This is a genomic window from Streptomyces sp. NPDC056600 (assembly GCF_042792855.1).
In the GTDB taxonomy this organism is placed as follows: domain Bacteria; phylum Actinomycetota; class Actinomycetes; order Streptomycetales; family Streptomycetaceae; genus Streptomyces.
This window is the reverse complement of sequence record NZ_JBHTVQ010000035.1, coordinates 30,333-44,315: the sequence shown is the minus strand read 5'-3', so window position 1 is coordinate 44,315 and position 13,983 is coordinate 30,333. Positions and strand designations below refer to the sequence as shown.

Annotated in this window: 15 protein-coding genes; 7 read left to right on the top strand and 8 right to left on the bottom strand. The window is 72.0% G+C overall.

The window, feature by feature from the left end; translation table 11 throughout:
- Positions 1 to 20: 20 nt before the first annotated feature.
- The 5 genes from ACFRAV_RS18735 to ACFRAV_RS18715 form a co-directional block, all read right to left on the bottom strand.
- A complete protein-coding gene (locus ACFRAV_RS18735; protein WP_382556934.1) occupies positions 21 to 773 on the bottom strand; it encodes a class E sortase in 753 nt (250 codons plus the stop codon).
- Positions 774 to 815: 42 nt separating this feature from the next.
- A complete protein-coding gene (locus tag ACFRAV_RS18730; protein ID WP_382556881.1) occupies positions 816 to 2,012 on the bottom strand; it encodes a class E sortase in 1,197 nt (398 codons plus the stop codon).
- On the bottom strand, positions 2,009 to 2,647 hold the full coding sequence (locus ACFRAV_RS18725; protein ID WP_382556878.1) for an aminodeoxychorismate/anthranilate synthase component II: 639 nt from the start codon (positions 2,645 to 2,647) through the stop codon (positions 2,009 to 2,011). The genes ACFRAV_RS18730 and ACFRAV_RS18725 overlap by 4 nt, the downstream gene beginning before the upstream one ends.
- Entirely contained in the window at positions 2,644 to 2,805 is a 162-nt protein-coding gene (locus ACFRAV_RS18720; RefSeq protein WP_351115024.1) for a hypothetical protein, read from the bottom strand. The genes ACFRAV_RS18725 and ACFRAV_RS18720 overlap by 4 nt, the downstream gene beginning before the upstream one ends.
- Before the next feature lie 84 nt (positions 2,806 to 2,889).
- Complete coding sequence (locus tag ACFRAV_RS18715) at positions 2,890 to 3,684, bottom strand: DUF881 domain-containing protein (RefSeq protein ID WP_382556876.1); 795 nt, start codon at positions 3,682 to 3,684, stop codon at positions 2,890 to 2,892.
- Between the two features lie 163 nt (positions 3,685 to 3,847).
- Between ACFRAV_RS18715 and crgA the strand changes: the two genes are divergently transcribed.
- Positions 3,848 to 4,105 (top strand): cell division protein CrgA, encoded by a 258-nt coding sequence (gene crgA / locus ACFRAV_RS18710; protein WP_351115021.1) that lies wholly within the window; start codon positions 3,848 to 3,850, stop codon positions 4,103 to 4,105.
- 255 nt (positions 4,106 to 4,360) lie between these two features.
- On the opposite strand, the gene ACFRAV_RS18705 is transcribed toward crgA, so the two are convergent.
- Both ACFRAV_RS18705 and ACFRAV_RS18700 read right to left on the bottom strand, forming a co-directional pair.
- On the bottom strand, positions 4,361 to 5,089 hold the full coding sequence (locus ACFRAV_RS18705) for a rhomboid family intramembrane serine protease (protein ID WP_382556873.1): 729 nt from the start codon (positions 5,087 to 5,089) through the stop codon (positions 4,361 to 4,363).
- Positions 5,090 to 5,304: 215 nt separating this feature from the next.
- Entirely contained in the window at positions 5,305 to 5,832 is a 528-nt protein-coding gene (locus tag ACFRAV_RS18700) for a peptidylprolyl isomerase (RefSeq protein WP_382556872.1), read from the bottom strand.
- Between the two features lie 270 nt (positions 5,833 to 6,102).
- Between ACFRAV_RS18700 and ACFRAV_RS18695 the strand changes: the two genes are divergently transcribed.
- From ACFRAV_RS18695 to ACFRAV_RS18685, 3 genes are all read left to right on the top strand, one after another.
- Entirely contained in the window at positions 6,103 to 6,840 is a 738-nt protein-coding gene (locus tag ACFRAV_RS18695; protein WP_382556870.1) for a DUF5324 family protein, read from the top strand.
- Positions 6,841 to 7,072: 232 nt separating this feature from the next.
- Positions 7,073 to 8,179 (top strand): LCP family protein, encoded by a 1,107-nt coding sequence (locus ACFRAV_RS18690; RefSeq protein ID WP_382556867.1) that lies wholly within the window; start codon positions 7,073 to 7,075, stop codon positions 8,177 to 8,179.
- 13 nt (positions 8,180 to 8,192) lie between these two features.
- A complete protein-coding gene (locus ACFRAV_RS18685; protein WP_382556865.1) occupies positions 8,193 to 8,975 on the top strand; it encodes a CDP-alcohol phosphatidyltransferase family protein in 783 nt (260 codons plus the stop codon).
- On the opposite strand, the gene ACFRAV_RS18680 is transcribed toward ACFRAV_RS18685, so the two are convergent.
- The gene (locus tag ACFRAV_RS18680; protein WP_351115013.1) at positions 8,962 to 9,429 is read right to left on the bottom strand and encodes an adenylyltransferase/cytidyltransferase family protein; all 468 of its coding nucleotides are present in this window, start codon (positions 9,427 to 9,429) and stop codon (positions 8,962 to 8,964) included. The genes ACFRAV_RS18685 and ACFRAV_RS18680 overlap by 14 nt on opposite strands.
- A 140-nt stretch (positions 9,430 to 9,569) precedes the next feature.
- On the opposite strand from ACFRAV_RS18680, the gene ACFRAV_RS18675 reads away from it, so the two are divergent.
- The 3 genes from ACFRAV_RS18675 to ACFRAV_RS18665 all read left to right on the top strand — a co-directional run bounded on the left by ACFRAV_RS18675 (position 9,570) and on the right by ACFRAV_RS18665 (position 13,965).
- A complete protein-coding gene (locus tag ACFRAV_RS18675) occupies positions 9,570 to 10,865 on the top strand; it encodes a glycosyltransferase family 4 protein (RefSeq protein WP_382556863.1) in 1,296 nt (431 codons plus the stop codon).
- A complete protein-coding gene (locus ACFRAV_RS18670; protein ID WP_382556862.1) occupies positions 10,862 to 12,586 on the top strand; it encodes a lipopolysaccharide biosynthesis protein in 1,725 nt (574 codons plus the stop codon). The genes ACFRAV_RS18675 and ACFRAV_RS18670 overlap by 4 nt, the downstream gene beginning before the upstream one ends.
- A 167-nt stretch (positions 12,587 to 12,753) precedes the next feature.
- Positions 12,754 to 13,965, top strand: coding sequence for a hypothetical protein (locus ACFRAV_RS18665; RefSeq protein ID WP_382556933.1), 1,212 nt, complete (start codon positions 12,754 to 12,756; stop codon positions 13,963 to 13,965).
- Positions 13,966 to 13,983: the final 18 nt, after the last annotated feature.

Genomic DNA, 13,983 nt, shown 5'->3' with positions numbered 1-13,983 from the left:
GCCTGCCCGGCGGACAGACCCTAGCGGAGCTCCGCGGGCGGGGTGCGGCGGTCGTCGACCGGTTCCACCCGGACCAGCTCGCCCCAGACGACGTAGCGGTGCTCGGAGGTGTACATCGGGGTGCAGGTGGTCAGGGTGATGTACTTCCCGGGCTTCTTCCGCCCGGACTTCTCCGGCACCTTCTCCAGCACGCCGACGTCGTACTTCGAGGTGCTCGGCAGGATCTCGAAGACCTTGTAGACGTACCACTTGTCCTTGGACTCGAAGACGACCGGGTCGCCCTCGTGGATCTTGTGGATGTTGTGGAACTTGGCCCCGTGGCCGTCGCGGTGCGCGGCCAGGGAGAAGTTGCCGTTCTTCCCGCCGGTCGGCAGGGCCGCCTTGACCGGGTCGGTGTAGTACCCGGCCGCGCCGTCGTCGAGCACCTTGGGGTCGGTGCCCTTCTTCACCAGGATCTGGTCGTCGTCCATGGCCGGGACGTGGAGGAAGCCGATGCCGTCCTTGGTGTCCAGCTTGCCGGGGACGCCGGCGCCCTCGATCTCCTGCTCCCACAGGTCGCGGACCCGGTCGCTCTCGCGGTCCGCGGCGCGGTCGGCGAGCAGGTTGGTCCACCACAGCGAGTAGACGACGAAGAGGCCGAGGACCACGCCGGCGGTCATCAGGAGTTCACCCAGGAAGCTGACCAGGGAGGCCACCGGTCCCCGGGCGGGGCGGCGACGGCCGTCCGGCCGGTGCGCGCCGGTGTCCTCGCCGCGCCGGTCGTGCTCTACCACTGCCACTGTGGCCGTCCCCCGTCGTGTGCCGTACTCACCCTGTCACGGGTCCACCAGCACGTCGGGCTTCCCCTTGGCGCGCGGGCGTTCCTCGTCCATCTTGCCCCAGACGATCATCCGGTAGGTGCTGGTGAACTCCGGGGTGCAGGTGGTCAGTGTGATGTAGCGACCCGGTCCGGTGAAACCCGACCCCGGCGGCACGGGCTCCAGGACGGAGACGTTGCCCGGTGACGTGGACGGAAGGATCGAGGTCATCCGGTACACGTAGTACGCCTTGCTGGTCTCCACCACGATCGGGTCACCCGGCTTCAGGCGGTTGATGTAGCGGAACGGCTCGCCGTGGGTGTTGCGGTGACCGGCCAGCCCGAAGTTGCCGGCCTTGTCGCCGGGCATCGCGGTGCGGATGCTCTCCTTGTCGTAGTGCCCGACCATCCCGCGGTCCAGCACCCGTTCCTTGTCGATGCCCTCCGCGATGGGCACCACCACGTCCAGGGTGGGGATGTGCAGGAGGGCGAAGCCCTGGCCGGCCTCGAAGGTGCCGGGGTCCCGGGCGCCCTTGTCCCAGTCGTCCTGGAGCTGGACGGTCTCCCGATCCACGTCGGCGGCGGCGAGGACGTTGGTCCACCACAGCTGGTAGGCGACGAACAGGATCATCAGCACGCCGGTGGTGATGAACAGCTCCCCCACGGCGCGGCTGATCAGCACGCCGGGACCGGGACGGCGGGCCCGCTCGGCGCGGCGGCGCTCCACCCGCGACAGCGCGGCGCCGCCGTCTCCGGAGCGCGCCTCGCCGTCCTCGGCGTCAGCCGCCTCCGCGCCGCGCGGGGCGGCCCGGCGGCCGTGACGGCCCTTGGCGGCCGCGGCGGCGGCCCTCCTGCGCGCGGCCCGGCCGCCCTCGGCGGGCGCCGGGGACGACGGAGAGGTGGAGGAGGCGGACGGATCCTCGTCCGTGGTCCCCTTGGTCCCCGTGGTCCCCGTGCCCCGCGTGCCCGCGGGGTCGTCCGCCGCAGGGCCGTCGGAGGGCGCCGGGGCGGGCGGGGGCACGACGGTGAGCCGCATGGTGCTCGACGGGTCCACGGCCTCGCCCCCGGCATGGACGTCGGCCGTGCCGAAAGGGTTCTCCGCGCCCGGGTACAGGAAGGGATCCACGGGCCCGAGCGGGTCGGCGGGACCCCCCGGGTACGCCGGGGGGATGCGCAGCGCCACCGTCTCGTCGTCCTCGGGGCGCCACCCGGTCACGCCGTGGACCTGCCGACGACCGGGGCCAGACCGGCGGACCGCGCCACCGCGTCCGGGTCGCCGCACTCGGCCAGCCAGTTGGCCAGCATCCGGTGGCCGTGCTCGGTCAGCACCGACTCCGGGTGGAACTGCACTCCCTCGACCGCGAGTTCCCGGTGGCGCAGCCCCATGACGATGCCGTCGGCGGTCCGCGCGGTCACCTCGAGCTCCGCGGGCACCGTCACCGGGTCGGCGGCCAGTGAGTGGTAGCGGGTGGCGGTGAACGGGGAGGGCAGCCCGGCGAAGACGCCCCGGCCCTCGTGCTCCACCGGGGAGGTCTTCCCGTGCAGCAGCTGCGGCGCGCGGTTCACCACGCCGCCGTAGGCCACCTGCATCGACTGCATGCCGAGGCAGACGCCGAAGACCGGCACACCGGCCGTCGCGCAGTGCCGCACCATGTCGACGCAGACGCCGGCCTCCTCGGGCGAGCCGGGGCCGGGGGACAGCAGCACGCCGTCGAAGCCCCGCTCGGCGTGGCCGAGGGTCACCTCGTCGTTGCGCAGCACCTCGCACTCGGCGCCGAGCTGGTAAAGGTACTGGACGAGGTTGAAGACGAAGCTGTCGTAGTTGTCGACCACGAGGATCCGCGCGCTCACTGTTCGTCCACCGTCGCATCGCCGAAGGGAAGGAGCGGCTCGGCCCACGGGAACACGTACTGGAACAGCACGTAGACCGCGGCCAGCGCGAGAATCAGCGAGAGCAGGGCCTTCACCCAGGTGTTGCCCGGCAGATGCCGCCAGATCCAGCCGTACACGGGTACCTACCCCTCCCCTTCGTCACCTTCGGTCGCGATGCCGCCGCACGCCGCCGTGCACCACGGAGGCGTACAGCAACCAGACTAGGGCCTTTCGGAGGCGTTTCCGGCGGGCCTGGCGTACTGGAGGTCCACGGTGCCGGTGTAGCCGGGCAGGGTGCGCACCCCGTCCTCCTCGACCTTCCAGCCCAGGCCGTAGACGTTCACGTAGACCATGTAGTTCTGGATGGCGGGGGACTCGGCGAGGGACTTCTGCAGCCGCTCCGGGTCGCCGACGGCGGTGACCTTGTAGGGAGGGGAGTAGACCCGGCCCTGGAGGATCAGGGTGTTGCCCACGCAGCGCACCGCGCTGGTGGAGATCAGCCGCTGGTCCATGACCTGGATGCCCTCGGCGCCGCCCTTCCAGAGCGCGTTCACCACGGCCTGCAGGTCCTGCTGGTGGATGACCAGGTAGTCGGGCTCCGGCTCGGGGTAGCCGGGGAGCTTCGCGGTGGCGTCCGGCGGGGCGTCGTTGAGCGTGACGGTGACCGCCTCGCCCTTGACCGGGTCGGTGCCCGCCGCCTGCTCGAGCTCCTTGAGCTCGGCGTCCTCGGCCTCGCTGGAGCCCTGCTCACGGACGGCCAGCTCCTCCACGTCCTCGCGGAGGGCGGCGTTGGACCTCTCCAGCCCGGCGTTCTCCCGGCTGCGCTCGTGGATCAGGTCCGACAGGCGCAGCAGGGAGTCGTCGGTGCGGATGTTGGTGCCCTTGGCCGTGTGGAAGCTGGTCGCGAAGAGCAGACCGGCCAAGGCGAACACGGCCAGCGTGAGGACTCTCACGGGACGGAACCGGGAGCGGCCGGGGCTGGTGCCCGTCCCGGGGGAGTCGGCAGAATTGCTCAACGTACCCTTGTCTCCTTCGGCGCCGCGGAAGCACTACGCTAACGGACGCCCGGGGGAGTGCTCAGTCGTCCCTTTGCCGTACATCTGAACATCCCTTTGCAGCTGCCCCGGAGCGTGCCCCGTTCCAGCGCGGCCACGCAGCGCATCGACAGGAGAGTCCCTCGTGCCGAAGTCACGTATCCGCAAGAAGGCCGACTACACGCCGCCCGCGGCGAAGACGCAGCCGGCGGCGATCAAGCTGACCAACCGTGCCTGGGTGGCTCCGGTGATGCTGGCGCTGTTCCTGGTCGGTCTGGCCTGGATCGTCGTCTTCTACGTGACGGAGGGCTCGCTGCCTCTCGAGGCGTTCGGCAACTGGAACATCGTGGTGGGCTTCGGCTTCATCGCCGCCGGATTCGCCGTCTCCACCCAGTGGAAGTAACGGTCCGGCCCTCGCGGAGTGCCTGCGGCCGCTAGTTATCCACAGCAGTTATCCACAGGTGGAAAAGAAAAGAAGATCTGTGGATAACCGCCGGGAAGCGGTCCGGATGTGACCGATCCCTCACTGCTCGAATGCCTGTTCCCCCTGTAGCTGACCTGCGGAAATCGCTGTCAGTTGCAGGGGGTTCGGCGTTTCCCCAGGTGGGCCCAGATCTTTCACGAACCTGTGGACAGAGCTGTGACTCTGGGCGATGACTCAGGTGAGCTGGGCAGTTCTCAACAGAGTGACGGCGACGACCGCGGCCAGGACCAGAACGCAGGAGCCGTACTGGATCAGCGTCCGCCGGGGGCCGCGGGCGTGCAGCATCGCGTAGCCGATCACGCCGCCGGCGATCAGCCCGCCCAGGTGGGCCTGCCAGCCGATGCTGGTGCCGGGGAGCAGGGGCAGCGCCAGGTTCAGCGCCAGCAGCAACAGCATGGGCCGCAGGTCGCGCCGGAGTCGTCGCTGAAGGACCAGGGCGGCGCCGAAGACGCCGAAGACCGCGCCCGAGGCGCCCAGGGCTCCGCTGTTCGGGTTCATCAGGAGATAACCGAGCGCGCTGCCCGCCAGCCCGGAGACCAGGTAGAGCGCCAGGTAGCGAAGGCGCCCCAGCACCTCCTCCAGCGGTCCGCCGACCATCCACAGGGCCAGCGTGTTCACCGCGATGTGCCACACCTCGAGGTGACTGAACATCGAGGTGACCATGCGGTACCACTCGCCGAGGAAGGCGACGCCCACCGGCCACAGCACCACGTCGTCCGACAGGTCGGGCTGGACCTGGAGGGCGAGGAAGACGGCGAGGTTGACGCCGATGAGGATCTTGGTGACCAGCCGGGTGTCGGAGACCACCGGCGCGCCGGTCAGTGTCCGGGGCCGGGAGGACGCGGTGGCGGATCCGCCGCGCACGCACTCGGGGCACTGGAAGCCGACGGAGGCGCTGATCATGCAGTCACCGCAGATGGGCCGGTCACAGCGGGTGCACCGTATGCCCGTCTCGCGGTCCGGGTGGCGATAGCACGTGGGCAGGGTGTGCGCCTGCTCCTGGTTCCCCTGGTCGTCCGCCACGTCCTGCAGATCCCCTCACTCGGACCGAAAAGTCTCGCCCCGCTCGCCCTAGGTACGGGCGGGCGGGGCGAAAGGTTCCCTCGGCGGTCCCTGCGTCAGCGGGACTCGACGACGACCGACTCGATGACCACGTCGTTGACGGGGCGGTCGGTGCGCGGGTTGGTCTGGGTCGCGGCGATGGCGTCCACGACCTTCTGGCCGGCCTCGTTGGTGACCTCGCCGAAGATGGTGTGCTTGCGGTTCAGCCAGGTCGTCGGGGCGACCGTGATGAAGAACTGCGAGCCGTTGGTCCCCGGGCCGGCGTTGGCCATGGCCAGCAGGTACGGCTTGCTGAAGGAGAGGTCCGGGTGGAACTCGTCCTCGAACTGGTAGCCGGGACCGCCGGTGCCGTTACCGAGCGGGTCACCGCCCTGGAGCATGAAGCCGCTGATGACCCGGTGGAAGACGGTGCCGTCGTAGAGCCGGTCGGTCGTCTTCTGGCCGGTGGCGGGGTTGACCCACTCGCGCTCGCCCTGGGCGAGCTCGACGAAGTTCTTGACCGTCTTGGGCGCGTGGTCCGGGAAGAGCCGGACTTCGATGTCGCCGTGGTTGGTCTTCAGGGTGGCGTAGAGCTGCTCGGCCACGATCTGCCTTCCGTTGTCCTCTGTGACCCCTCGATCCTCGCACGCCCCGCACCTGGAGTCGGGCACCGGCCGTCGTGCGGAGCGGATCGAGTGGTTTCGGTTGCGCGTCCCGGGTCGACTCGTTCTCGGAGCGGTCTCTTTCGGCCGTCCATGGACCTGCGTCGTGACCCGGATGCCCGCTGCGGCATGCCCAATACCGCATCCGGAGGCATGATCCGACAAAGGGTGGAAAGCCGATGGAAACCGTACGCCACCGAGGAGGAGGAACCCGTGACCCGCAAGAATTGCGCGCGCGCCCGGTCCGGTTCGGCGAAGGACAGCGTGATGCACGCCGGTCAGGCGCTGGCGCCCTACGCCGACACGGCCAGGGTCAGGGCCGCGCAGTACGCGAACGAGGCGCGCGTACGGCTCGCGCCCGTGGTGACTCAGGCCGCAGGGCAGGCCCGTGCCCAGTACGGCGCCCATGTGGCTCCGCGCCTGGCCCAGGCGTCCGCCTACGTGCCGGCCAAGGTCGACTCGGCCGCCCGTGAGGCGGCGTTGAAGACCCGACTGGCGGCCCAGCAGGCCGTCGACTACTCGCGTCCGGTGATCGAGCAGGCCAAGGCCAACGCCGGCCCGGTGCGGGACGAGGCCGCCGCGCGCAGCGCGGCCGCCCTGGCGGCACTGAAGGGGCAGGTGTCCCCCAAGGACATCCAGCGCCTGGTGAAGAAGCGTCGCCGGCGGTCCGCCGTCGGTGGATTCGCCAAGAAGACGGTGATGCTCAGCCTGCTGGGCGCCGCCGCCTACGCCGCCTGGCAGTGGTGGGACAAGCAGGCCAACCCGGACTGGCTGGTCGAACCGCCGGAGGCCACCGAGGTCCCCGACGACGCGAGCAGCCTGACCCCGGAGGACAGCGCGCCTCCGATCGTCCCCACCCCGGAGAACGCCCGTACCGACGAGAACACCGGCCCGTCGACGGTCGGTGAGAAGAACACGCCGGCCTCGTCGGACGACGAAGAGCGCCGCTGACCCTGGCGTCGCACCGGGTGGTGTTTCACGTGGAACATCACCCGCACATCAGGCCCCGGCAGCCTCATTTCCCTGAGGCTGCCGGGGCCTGATGTCACTCCCTATTCGAACGACGTTCCCTCTATAGTTCGAAGACGGCTCCGGCCGGAACATTTCGCCGAGCGCCGCCCCATACGCACCTCGCTGCCACGCGCTCGGCCAGGGGGTAGGGGAACAGGGGAGGGGCTCGGCGATGACACACGCCGTGAACGAGGGACCCGTGCGGTCCGACGACAGTCCGAACGCCGGGGAAGGCCGCCGCGATCGTCGGCGCCGGCCACGCCGCAAGGTCCTGCGCAACGTGATGATCGGCTGTGCCGTGCTGGCGCTGGTCGCGGGGGGTACGGCCTGGTGGCTGTACGACGACCTGGACGGCAACATCACGTCCGTCGATCTCGACAAGGCGCTGGGCGACGACCGGCCCACCAAGGAACCGGCGGCCGGTGAGGCGCTGAACATCCTGGTGCTGGGTTCCGACTCCCGTGCCGGCGCCAACGCCGCGCTGGACAAGGGGAACGTGGGCGGGGCCCGCTCCGACACCGCCCTGGTGGTGCACGTCGCGGAGGGCCGCACCGAGGCGGTGGCCGTCTCCATCCCGCGCGACACCCTCGTCGACCGCCCCGCCTGCACCCGCGCCAACGGCGACGAGGTGGGTCCGGCGAAGCGGGTGATGTTCAACTCGGTCTACTCGCAGGTGGGTTCCGCCTGCACCCTGAAGACCGTCGAGACCATGTCCGGGGTCCGCATCGACCACCTGATGGAGATCGACTTCGCGGGCTTCAAGTCGCTGGTCGACGAGCTGGGCGGAGTGACGGTCGACGTCAAGGAGCCCATCCGCGACACCAAGGGCGGCTTCACCCTGGAGCCGGGACAGCACCGCCTGGACGGCACCGAGTCGCTGAAGTTCGTTCGCACCCGCTACGGCTACCGGGACGGCAGCGACCTGGGGCGCATCGGCCTCCAGCAGCAGTTCCTGGTGGCGCTGATGGGTGAGGTGAAGCGGCAGGACCTGCTGGGCGACCCGGTGAAGACCTACAAGATCGCCGACTCGCTCACCGGCGCGCTGACCACCGACTCCGACCTGGCCTCGCTGACCTCGCTGGCCGACTTCGGGCAGTCGCTCCAGGGCATCGACCCGTCGGCCATGGACACCGTGATGCTGCCGGTCAAGTACGACGTCGCCGATCCCAACCGTGTGGTGCCCGCACAGCCCCTGGCCGACAAGGTCTGGGAGGCGCTGCGCAACGACCGTCCGATACCCGAGTCGGCCCGGAAGTCCCCGGCCGGCGGCGGCAACTGAGCGGGGGCCGCGCATGACCACGGCAGAGGCCCAGCAGTCCCCCGCCGGCACCGGCGGGCCCGTGTCCGGGCGTCTCACCTTCCGGGAGGCGCTGGAGCGGCTGTCCGGGGCGCAGAAGAGCGCCAAGGGCGTCTCGCTCTACTCCCGGTACGTCAACCGCCCGGTCGGCCGCGTGCTGGCCGCCGGGTCCTACCGCGCCGGGCTCAGCCCCAACCAGGTCACCCTGGTCAGCGCGCTGTTCAGCTTCGGCGGCATCGCCGTGACCGCGCTGGCCGACCCGGTCTGGTGGACCGGACCGGTGGTCTGGCTCGCGCTGGCGACCGGCTTCGCCTTCGACTCGGCCGACGGCCAGCTGGCGCGCCTGCGCGGCGGCGGCAGTCCGGCGGGCGAATGGCTGGACCACGTCGTGGACTGCGCCAAGACGACCGCGCTGCACACGGCGGTGCTGCTGGCCTTCTTCCTGCGGCCCGAGGCGTTCGGGACACACCGGGAGGCCTGGCTGCTGCTGCCGCTGGGCTTCCTGTTCGCGGCGATCGTGACCTTCTTCGGCGGGCTGCTCACCGAGCAGCTCAAGCGGAAGACTGGGGCCGGCGGACCGGCCGGCCCCGCCGCGCCGCCGTCCCTGGTGCGGGCGGTGGCGCTGCTGCCGGTCGACCACGGCGTGTTCTGCCTGGTCTTCCTGCTGCTCGGGGCCGGTCAGGTCTTCCTGTGGGGCTACGCCCTGCTGGGCGCGGCCGCGGCGCTGTACCTGCCGATGTTCCTGGTGAAGTGGTTCAGGGAGCTCAGCCGCGGCTGAGCTCCCCCGCTTCCGGGAGCGGCGGGGCCAGCGAGTCCAGTGCCCGGCGCAGCTGGGTGCTGGACGTGTGGACGGTGTACGGGAAGTAGACGACGTCCACCCCGACGGCCGCGAAGTCCTGCTCCAGCTTGTCCCCCTTGGGGGTCCCCCGCCAGTCGTCACCCTTGAAGAGCACGTCGAAGCGGACCTGCTTCCAGGTCTCCACCTTGTCCGCGACGGTCTCCACGAAGGCGGCGTCCACGTACTTGATGTTCCGCACGATCTCCAGCCGCTCGATGAGCGGGATGACCGGACGGCGCCCCTTGGCCCGTTCGGCCATTTCGTCCGACACCACCCCGGCGACCAGGTAGTCGCACTGCTGCCGGGCATGCCGAAGGATGTTCAAGTGCCCTATGTGGAACAGGTCGTAGGCACCAGGCGCGTACCCCACGCGGTACGGTCTGCGATTCGACACCTTGCGTTTCCCCCCTATGAGAACGCGTTCTACCCCCCTGCGTCTGAATTGACAGTACCGTGCACCCTTCGGGTGGGACAGGTGAACGATTAGGGTGACAAACAGTTCGTTCGCCGCAAGGGGGGCCTGTGACGCGCAACGTGACTGAGCATCAGACCGGGGAGGACCGAATACCCCGGCGCCGCCTGCTGCTCGTCTCCACCAACTACGCGCCGGAGCACACCGGCATCGGTCCGTACGCGACCCAGATCGCCGAGCACTGGGCGTCACGGGGGCACGAGACGCATGTCCTCGCGGGCATGCCGCACTACCCGGCGTGGTCCGTGGACCCCGACTATCGGGGTGTGTGGCGGACGACCGAGGAGCGGGGCGGGGTGAGCGTCCACCGGCGGCGTCACCTGGTGCCGTCCCGGCAGACCGCCGTGCGACGCGCCCTGTTCGAGGCGACCGTGCTGGGCCACCAGCTGGTCGCCCCGCCCCGGATGGGTCGCCCGGACGCCGTCCTCGCCCAGCTGCCGAGCCTGGCCGGCGGGGTGGTGGCGTCCCGGCTGGCGGCCCGCTGGAAGGTGCCCTTCGTCCCCGTGGTGCAGGACCTGATGGGGGCGGCGGCCGAGCAGAGCGGCATCTCCGGCGGCGACCGGGCGGCGAGCGCCGCGGCCGCGGTCGAGGGGCGCGTGCTGCGCGGCGCCACCCTGGTCGGCGTCATCCACGAGACCTTCGTCGAGCGCGTCGAGGCGCTGGGCGTGGAGCGCGGCAGGATCCGCGTGGTGCCCAACTGGTCGCACGTCGCGGCCCCGTCGGGCGACCGCGGGGCGACCCGGGCCCGGCTCGGCTGGGGGGCCGTACCGGTGGTGCTGCACTCCGGGAACATGGGCCTCAAGCAGGGCCTGGAGGTCCTGGTGGGCGCCGCCCGCCTCGACCCGGAGGTCCGCTGGGTGCTGATGGGCGACGGCAACCAGCGCGCCGCGCTGCGGGAGCAGGCCGCGGGGGTGCCCAACGTGGAGTTCCTGCCGTCGGTGGGCGACGACGAGTTCCCCGACGTGCTCGCGGCCGCCGACGTCCTGGCGGTGACCCAGCGGGCGTCCGTGCTGGACATGAGCGTGCCCTCCAAGCTGACCTCCTACTTCGCGGCCGGTCGGCCGGTGGTGGCCTCGGTCGCGGACGGCGGAGGCACCGCCGAGGAGGTGCGGCGTTCCGGCGCGGGCGTGCTGGTGCCGCCGGAGGACCCGGCCGCGCTGCTGGCGGCGGTACGGAGACTGGACGCCGACCGGACCGCGGCCGCGGAGCTGGGCGCGCGGGGTCCGCGTCACGTGGCGGCGCACCTGGGCCGGGAGGCCGGGCTGGCCCGTTACGACGCCCTGCTGGACGAGGTCCTGGCGGACCGGGCCGGCACGGCGGCGGGGGAGCAGGAGAACGTGAGAGGGGCGGGAGCATGACCGAGGCCAACGGGGCACCGGCCGGACTGGTGCCGGTGCCGGAGGACGAGCCCGATCTGCTGCGGGACCAGTTCCTGCAGCTGATGCGCTATCCGCGGCTGATCGCGGGCGGCGTCCTGCTGGGCCTGCTGGGCGGCGCCTGGCTGGGGCTGAGCACCGCCGACACCTATGTGGCCACCAGCGACGTGCGGCTGCGGGTCGCCACCGACGACCCGTTCAGCGCCACCCAGTCGGCCTCCAAGCTCGACATGAACACCGAGCGGCAGGACGCGGGCAGCCGCCGCACGGCCGAGCGCGCGGCGGAGAAGCTGGGCATAGGCGGCCAGGAGGAGGCCTTCCTGTCGGGCCTCCAGGTCACCAACCCGCCGCAGTCGCAGGTCCTCCGGTTCAGCTACACCGCCGCCGACCCCCAGGAGGCGGCGCGCCGCGCCAACGCGGCGGTCGCCGCGTACCTGGCGGAACGCCACCAGGACACCGAGGCCACCCGGGACTCGATGATCAAGGGCCTGAAGAACCAGCTGAACCCGATCGCCAAGCAGCACGAGGAGCTCGCCAAGACCCTCACCAGCAACAGCCCGGAGTCGGACTTCAGCGTCAAGGCCAACCTGCTCAACAAGATCACCGAGCTGAACGACCGGATCAGCAAGCTGGACTCGCTCGACATGACGCCGGGCAAGGTGATCCGCAAGGCGACGCCGCCGACCGCCTCCGACGGTCCCGGCTGGAGCCTGTCGCTGATCCTCGGCGGCACCGGCGGTCTCGCGCTGGGCCTGCTCTTCGCCTGGGTGCGCCTGGTCTTCGACCCGGCCGCCCGGTCCGAGGGCGACGTGGCCCGCGCGCTGCGCGCCCCGGTCCTCGGGTCGCTCCCCCGCACCGACCCCGACGGCCCGCTGCTGGCGGACGACCGCGACGACTCGCCGCTGGCCGAGGAGTACCGGTCGATCGCATACCGGCTCGCCTACGACCGGCGGTTCGCCGACCGGCGCCGGCTGCTGGTGGCGGCCCCGCGCGGCTCCAGCCGGACGGCGGCCGCCGTCGCGGTCAACCTGGCGGCGACCTTCTCGGAGACCGGCAAGCGCGTCCTGGTCGTCGAGGCGGACCTGCGCCGCCCGTTCCTCACCCATGAGCTGGACGCCCGCGAGCTGTCCCGCCCGTCGTGGACCGACGAGAACGCGGGGGGCGCGGCCGACGAGGAGTGGCCGGGCCGCCGTCGCCTGCTGGTCGACGCGGGCGAGTCCGGCGGCTTCGAGCTGGTCCCCGGCGCCCGGGTGCGCAACGTGGCCCGCTCGCTGACCTCCCCGGAGACCTCACGCCTGGTCGCCGAGGCGGACGACGTGCACGCCACGGTGATCGTCCTGACCCCTCCGGTGTTCGCCTACGCCGACGCGCTCGCCCTGGTGGACCGTGTGGACGGCGTGCTGGTGGTCTGCGACCCGCGCGGCGTGCACCGCGCCCAGCTGGCCCGGCTGCGGGACCTGATCGTCGGCGCGGGCGGCACCGTGCTGGGCGCGGTGATGCACCGCGGACAGGACACCGAGCCGGTGCGGGACAACCGCGGCCGGGGCCGCAAGCAGAAGAAGGGCGCCGCGCGTCAGGAGCCCAGGGCCGCCGCCGAGCCCGCGCCGCGCCGGCGTCAGGAGCCCACCTACATCCGCCACGAGCACGACGACCAGCCGACGCTCGGGCTCCAGACGGTGTCCCTCCCGCCGGACCGCCAGTGACGGGGACACCCGTCGCCCGGACTCCCGAGCCCGCCGAGACCCCTGAGCCCGCCGGGGCCTCCGAGTCTCCCGGGACCTCCGGGACCTCTGGGACTCCCGAGACCTCCGGGTCCGAGGACGACGGCAGGGTCGGGGGCGGCGGAGGGGACGGGGGAGGCGGGAAGGGGCTGCGCGGTCCGGTGGCCGTCGTCGCGTCGATCCTCGACCAGGCCGCCTCCGGGCTGACCAACATCCTGGTGCTGATCCTGGCCGCGCGGGTCTCCACGGCGGCCGGGTTCGCCGAGTTCTCCATGGTCTACCTGGTCTTCACCGTGGCCCTCGGCCTCTTCATGAGCTACGTCGGCCAGGCCTTGGTCCTGGTGCGCGAGGCCCGTGAGGCCGCCTGCCGCCCGGCGCTCGCCTTCACCGCGCTCGCCTCCCTGGTCTGCGCGGCCCTGCTGGCGGCGACCGGCTGGGCCGTCGACGGCGGCACGGGCCGGGCGCTCGCGGCCCTGGGCGCCGTGCTCCCCGTGGTGCTGCTCCAGGACGGCGCCCGGTACTGCTTCTCGCTGCTCCAGCGGCCCCACCACGCGCTCGCCTCCGACGGGCTGCGGCTGCTGGCCACCGTGGGTCTCCTCGCCGTCCAGCCCGACGGGGCCGGCTCCGCCCGCCTCGTCCTCGCCTGGGGATGCGCCGCGCTGCCCTCCCTGGCCGTCGCCGCCGCGCTCCTCGCGCGGCCGCTGCGCGCGGCCGCGGGGGCGGACGGGGCGGCGGGTCACGGCCTCGGCGGGTACCTGCGCCGCGGCCACCTCGGGCAGCGGTTCGTGGTCGAGTACGCCGTCGGCAACGGTTCCAGCCAGCTGGCGGTGCTCGCGCTCGGCCTCTTCGGCAGCCCGCTCGCGGTGGGCGCGCTGCGGGGCGCCTCGGCGCTGTTCGGACCGCTCAACGTGTTCTTCGGCGCCGCCAACGCCTTCGGTCCCCCGCTGCTGGCCCGTCTCGGCGGCGGCGGACGCGCGGTCGCCCGCGCCACGCTGCTGCTCGGTGTCGCCCTCGCCGTCACCGGCGGGGCGTGGGCGGGCCTGTGGCTGCTGCTCCCCGACGACTGGGGCCGCCAGGTCCTCGGCGCCACCTGGCCCGCGGTCGCCGCGCTGCTGCCGGCCACGGGGACGCAGTACCTGCTGATGGGCTTCGGCGTCAGCGCCCTGCTCACCCTGCGGGTCCTCAGCCCGCGCGAGACGCTGCCGGTGCAGGTCGTCTTCTCGCTGCTCTCGATGGCCTTGCTCTTCACCGGCTTCACCCTCGCCGGAGCGGCGGGCGCGGCGTGGGGGCTGGCCGCGGGATCAGGGCTCAAGGCTGCGGCGTCCTGGCTGCGGGTGGTGCGGGTGCGGCGCGCGGCGTGAGCGCCCCGGACATGCGGA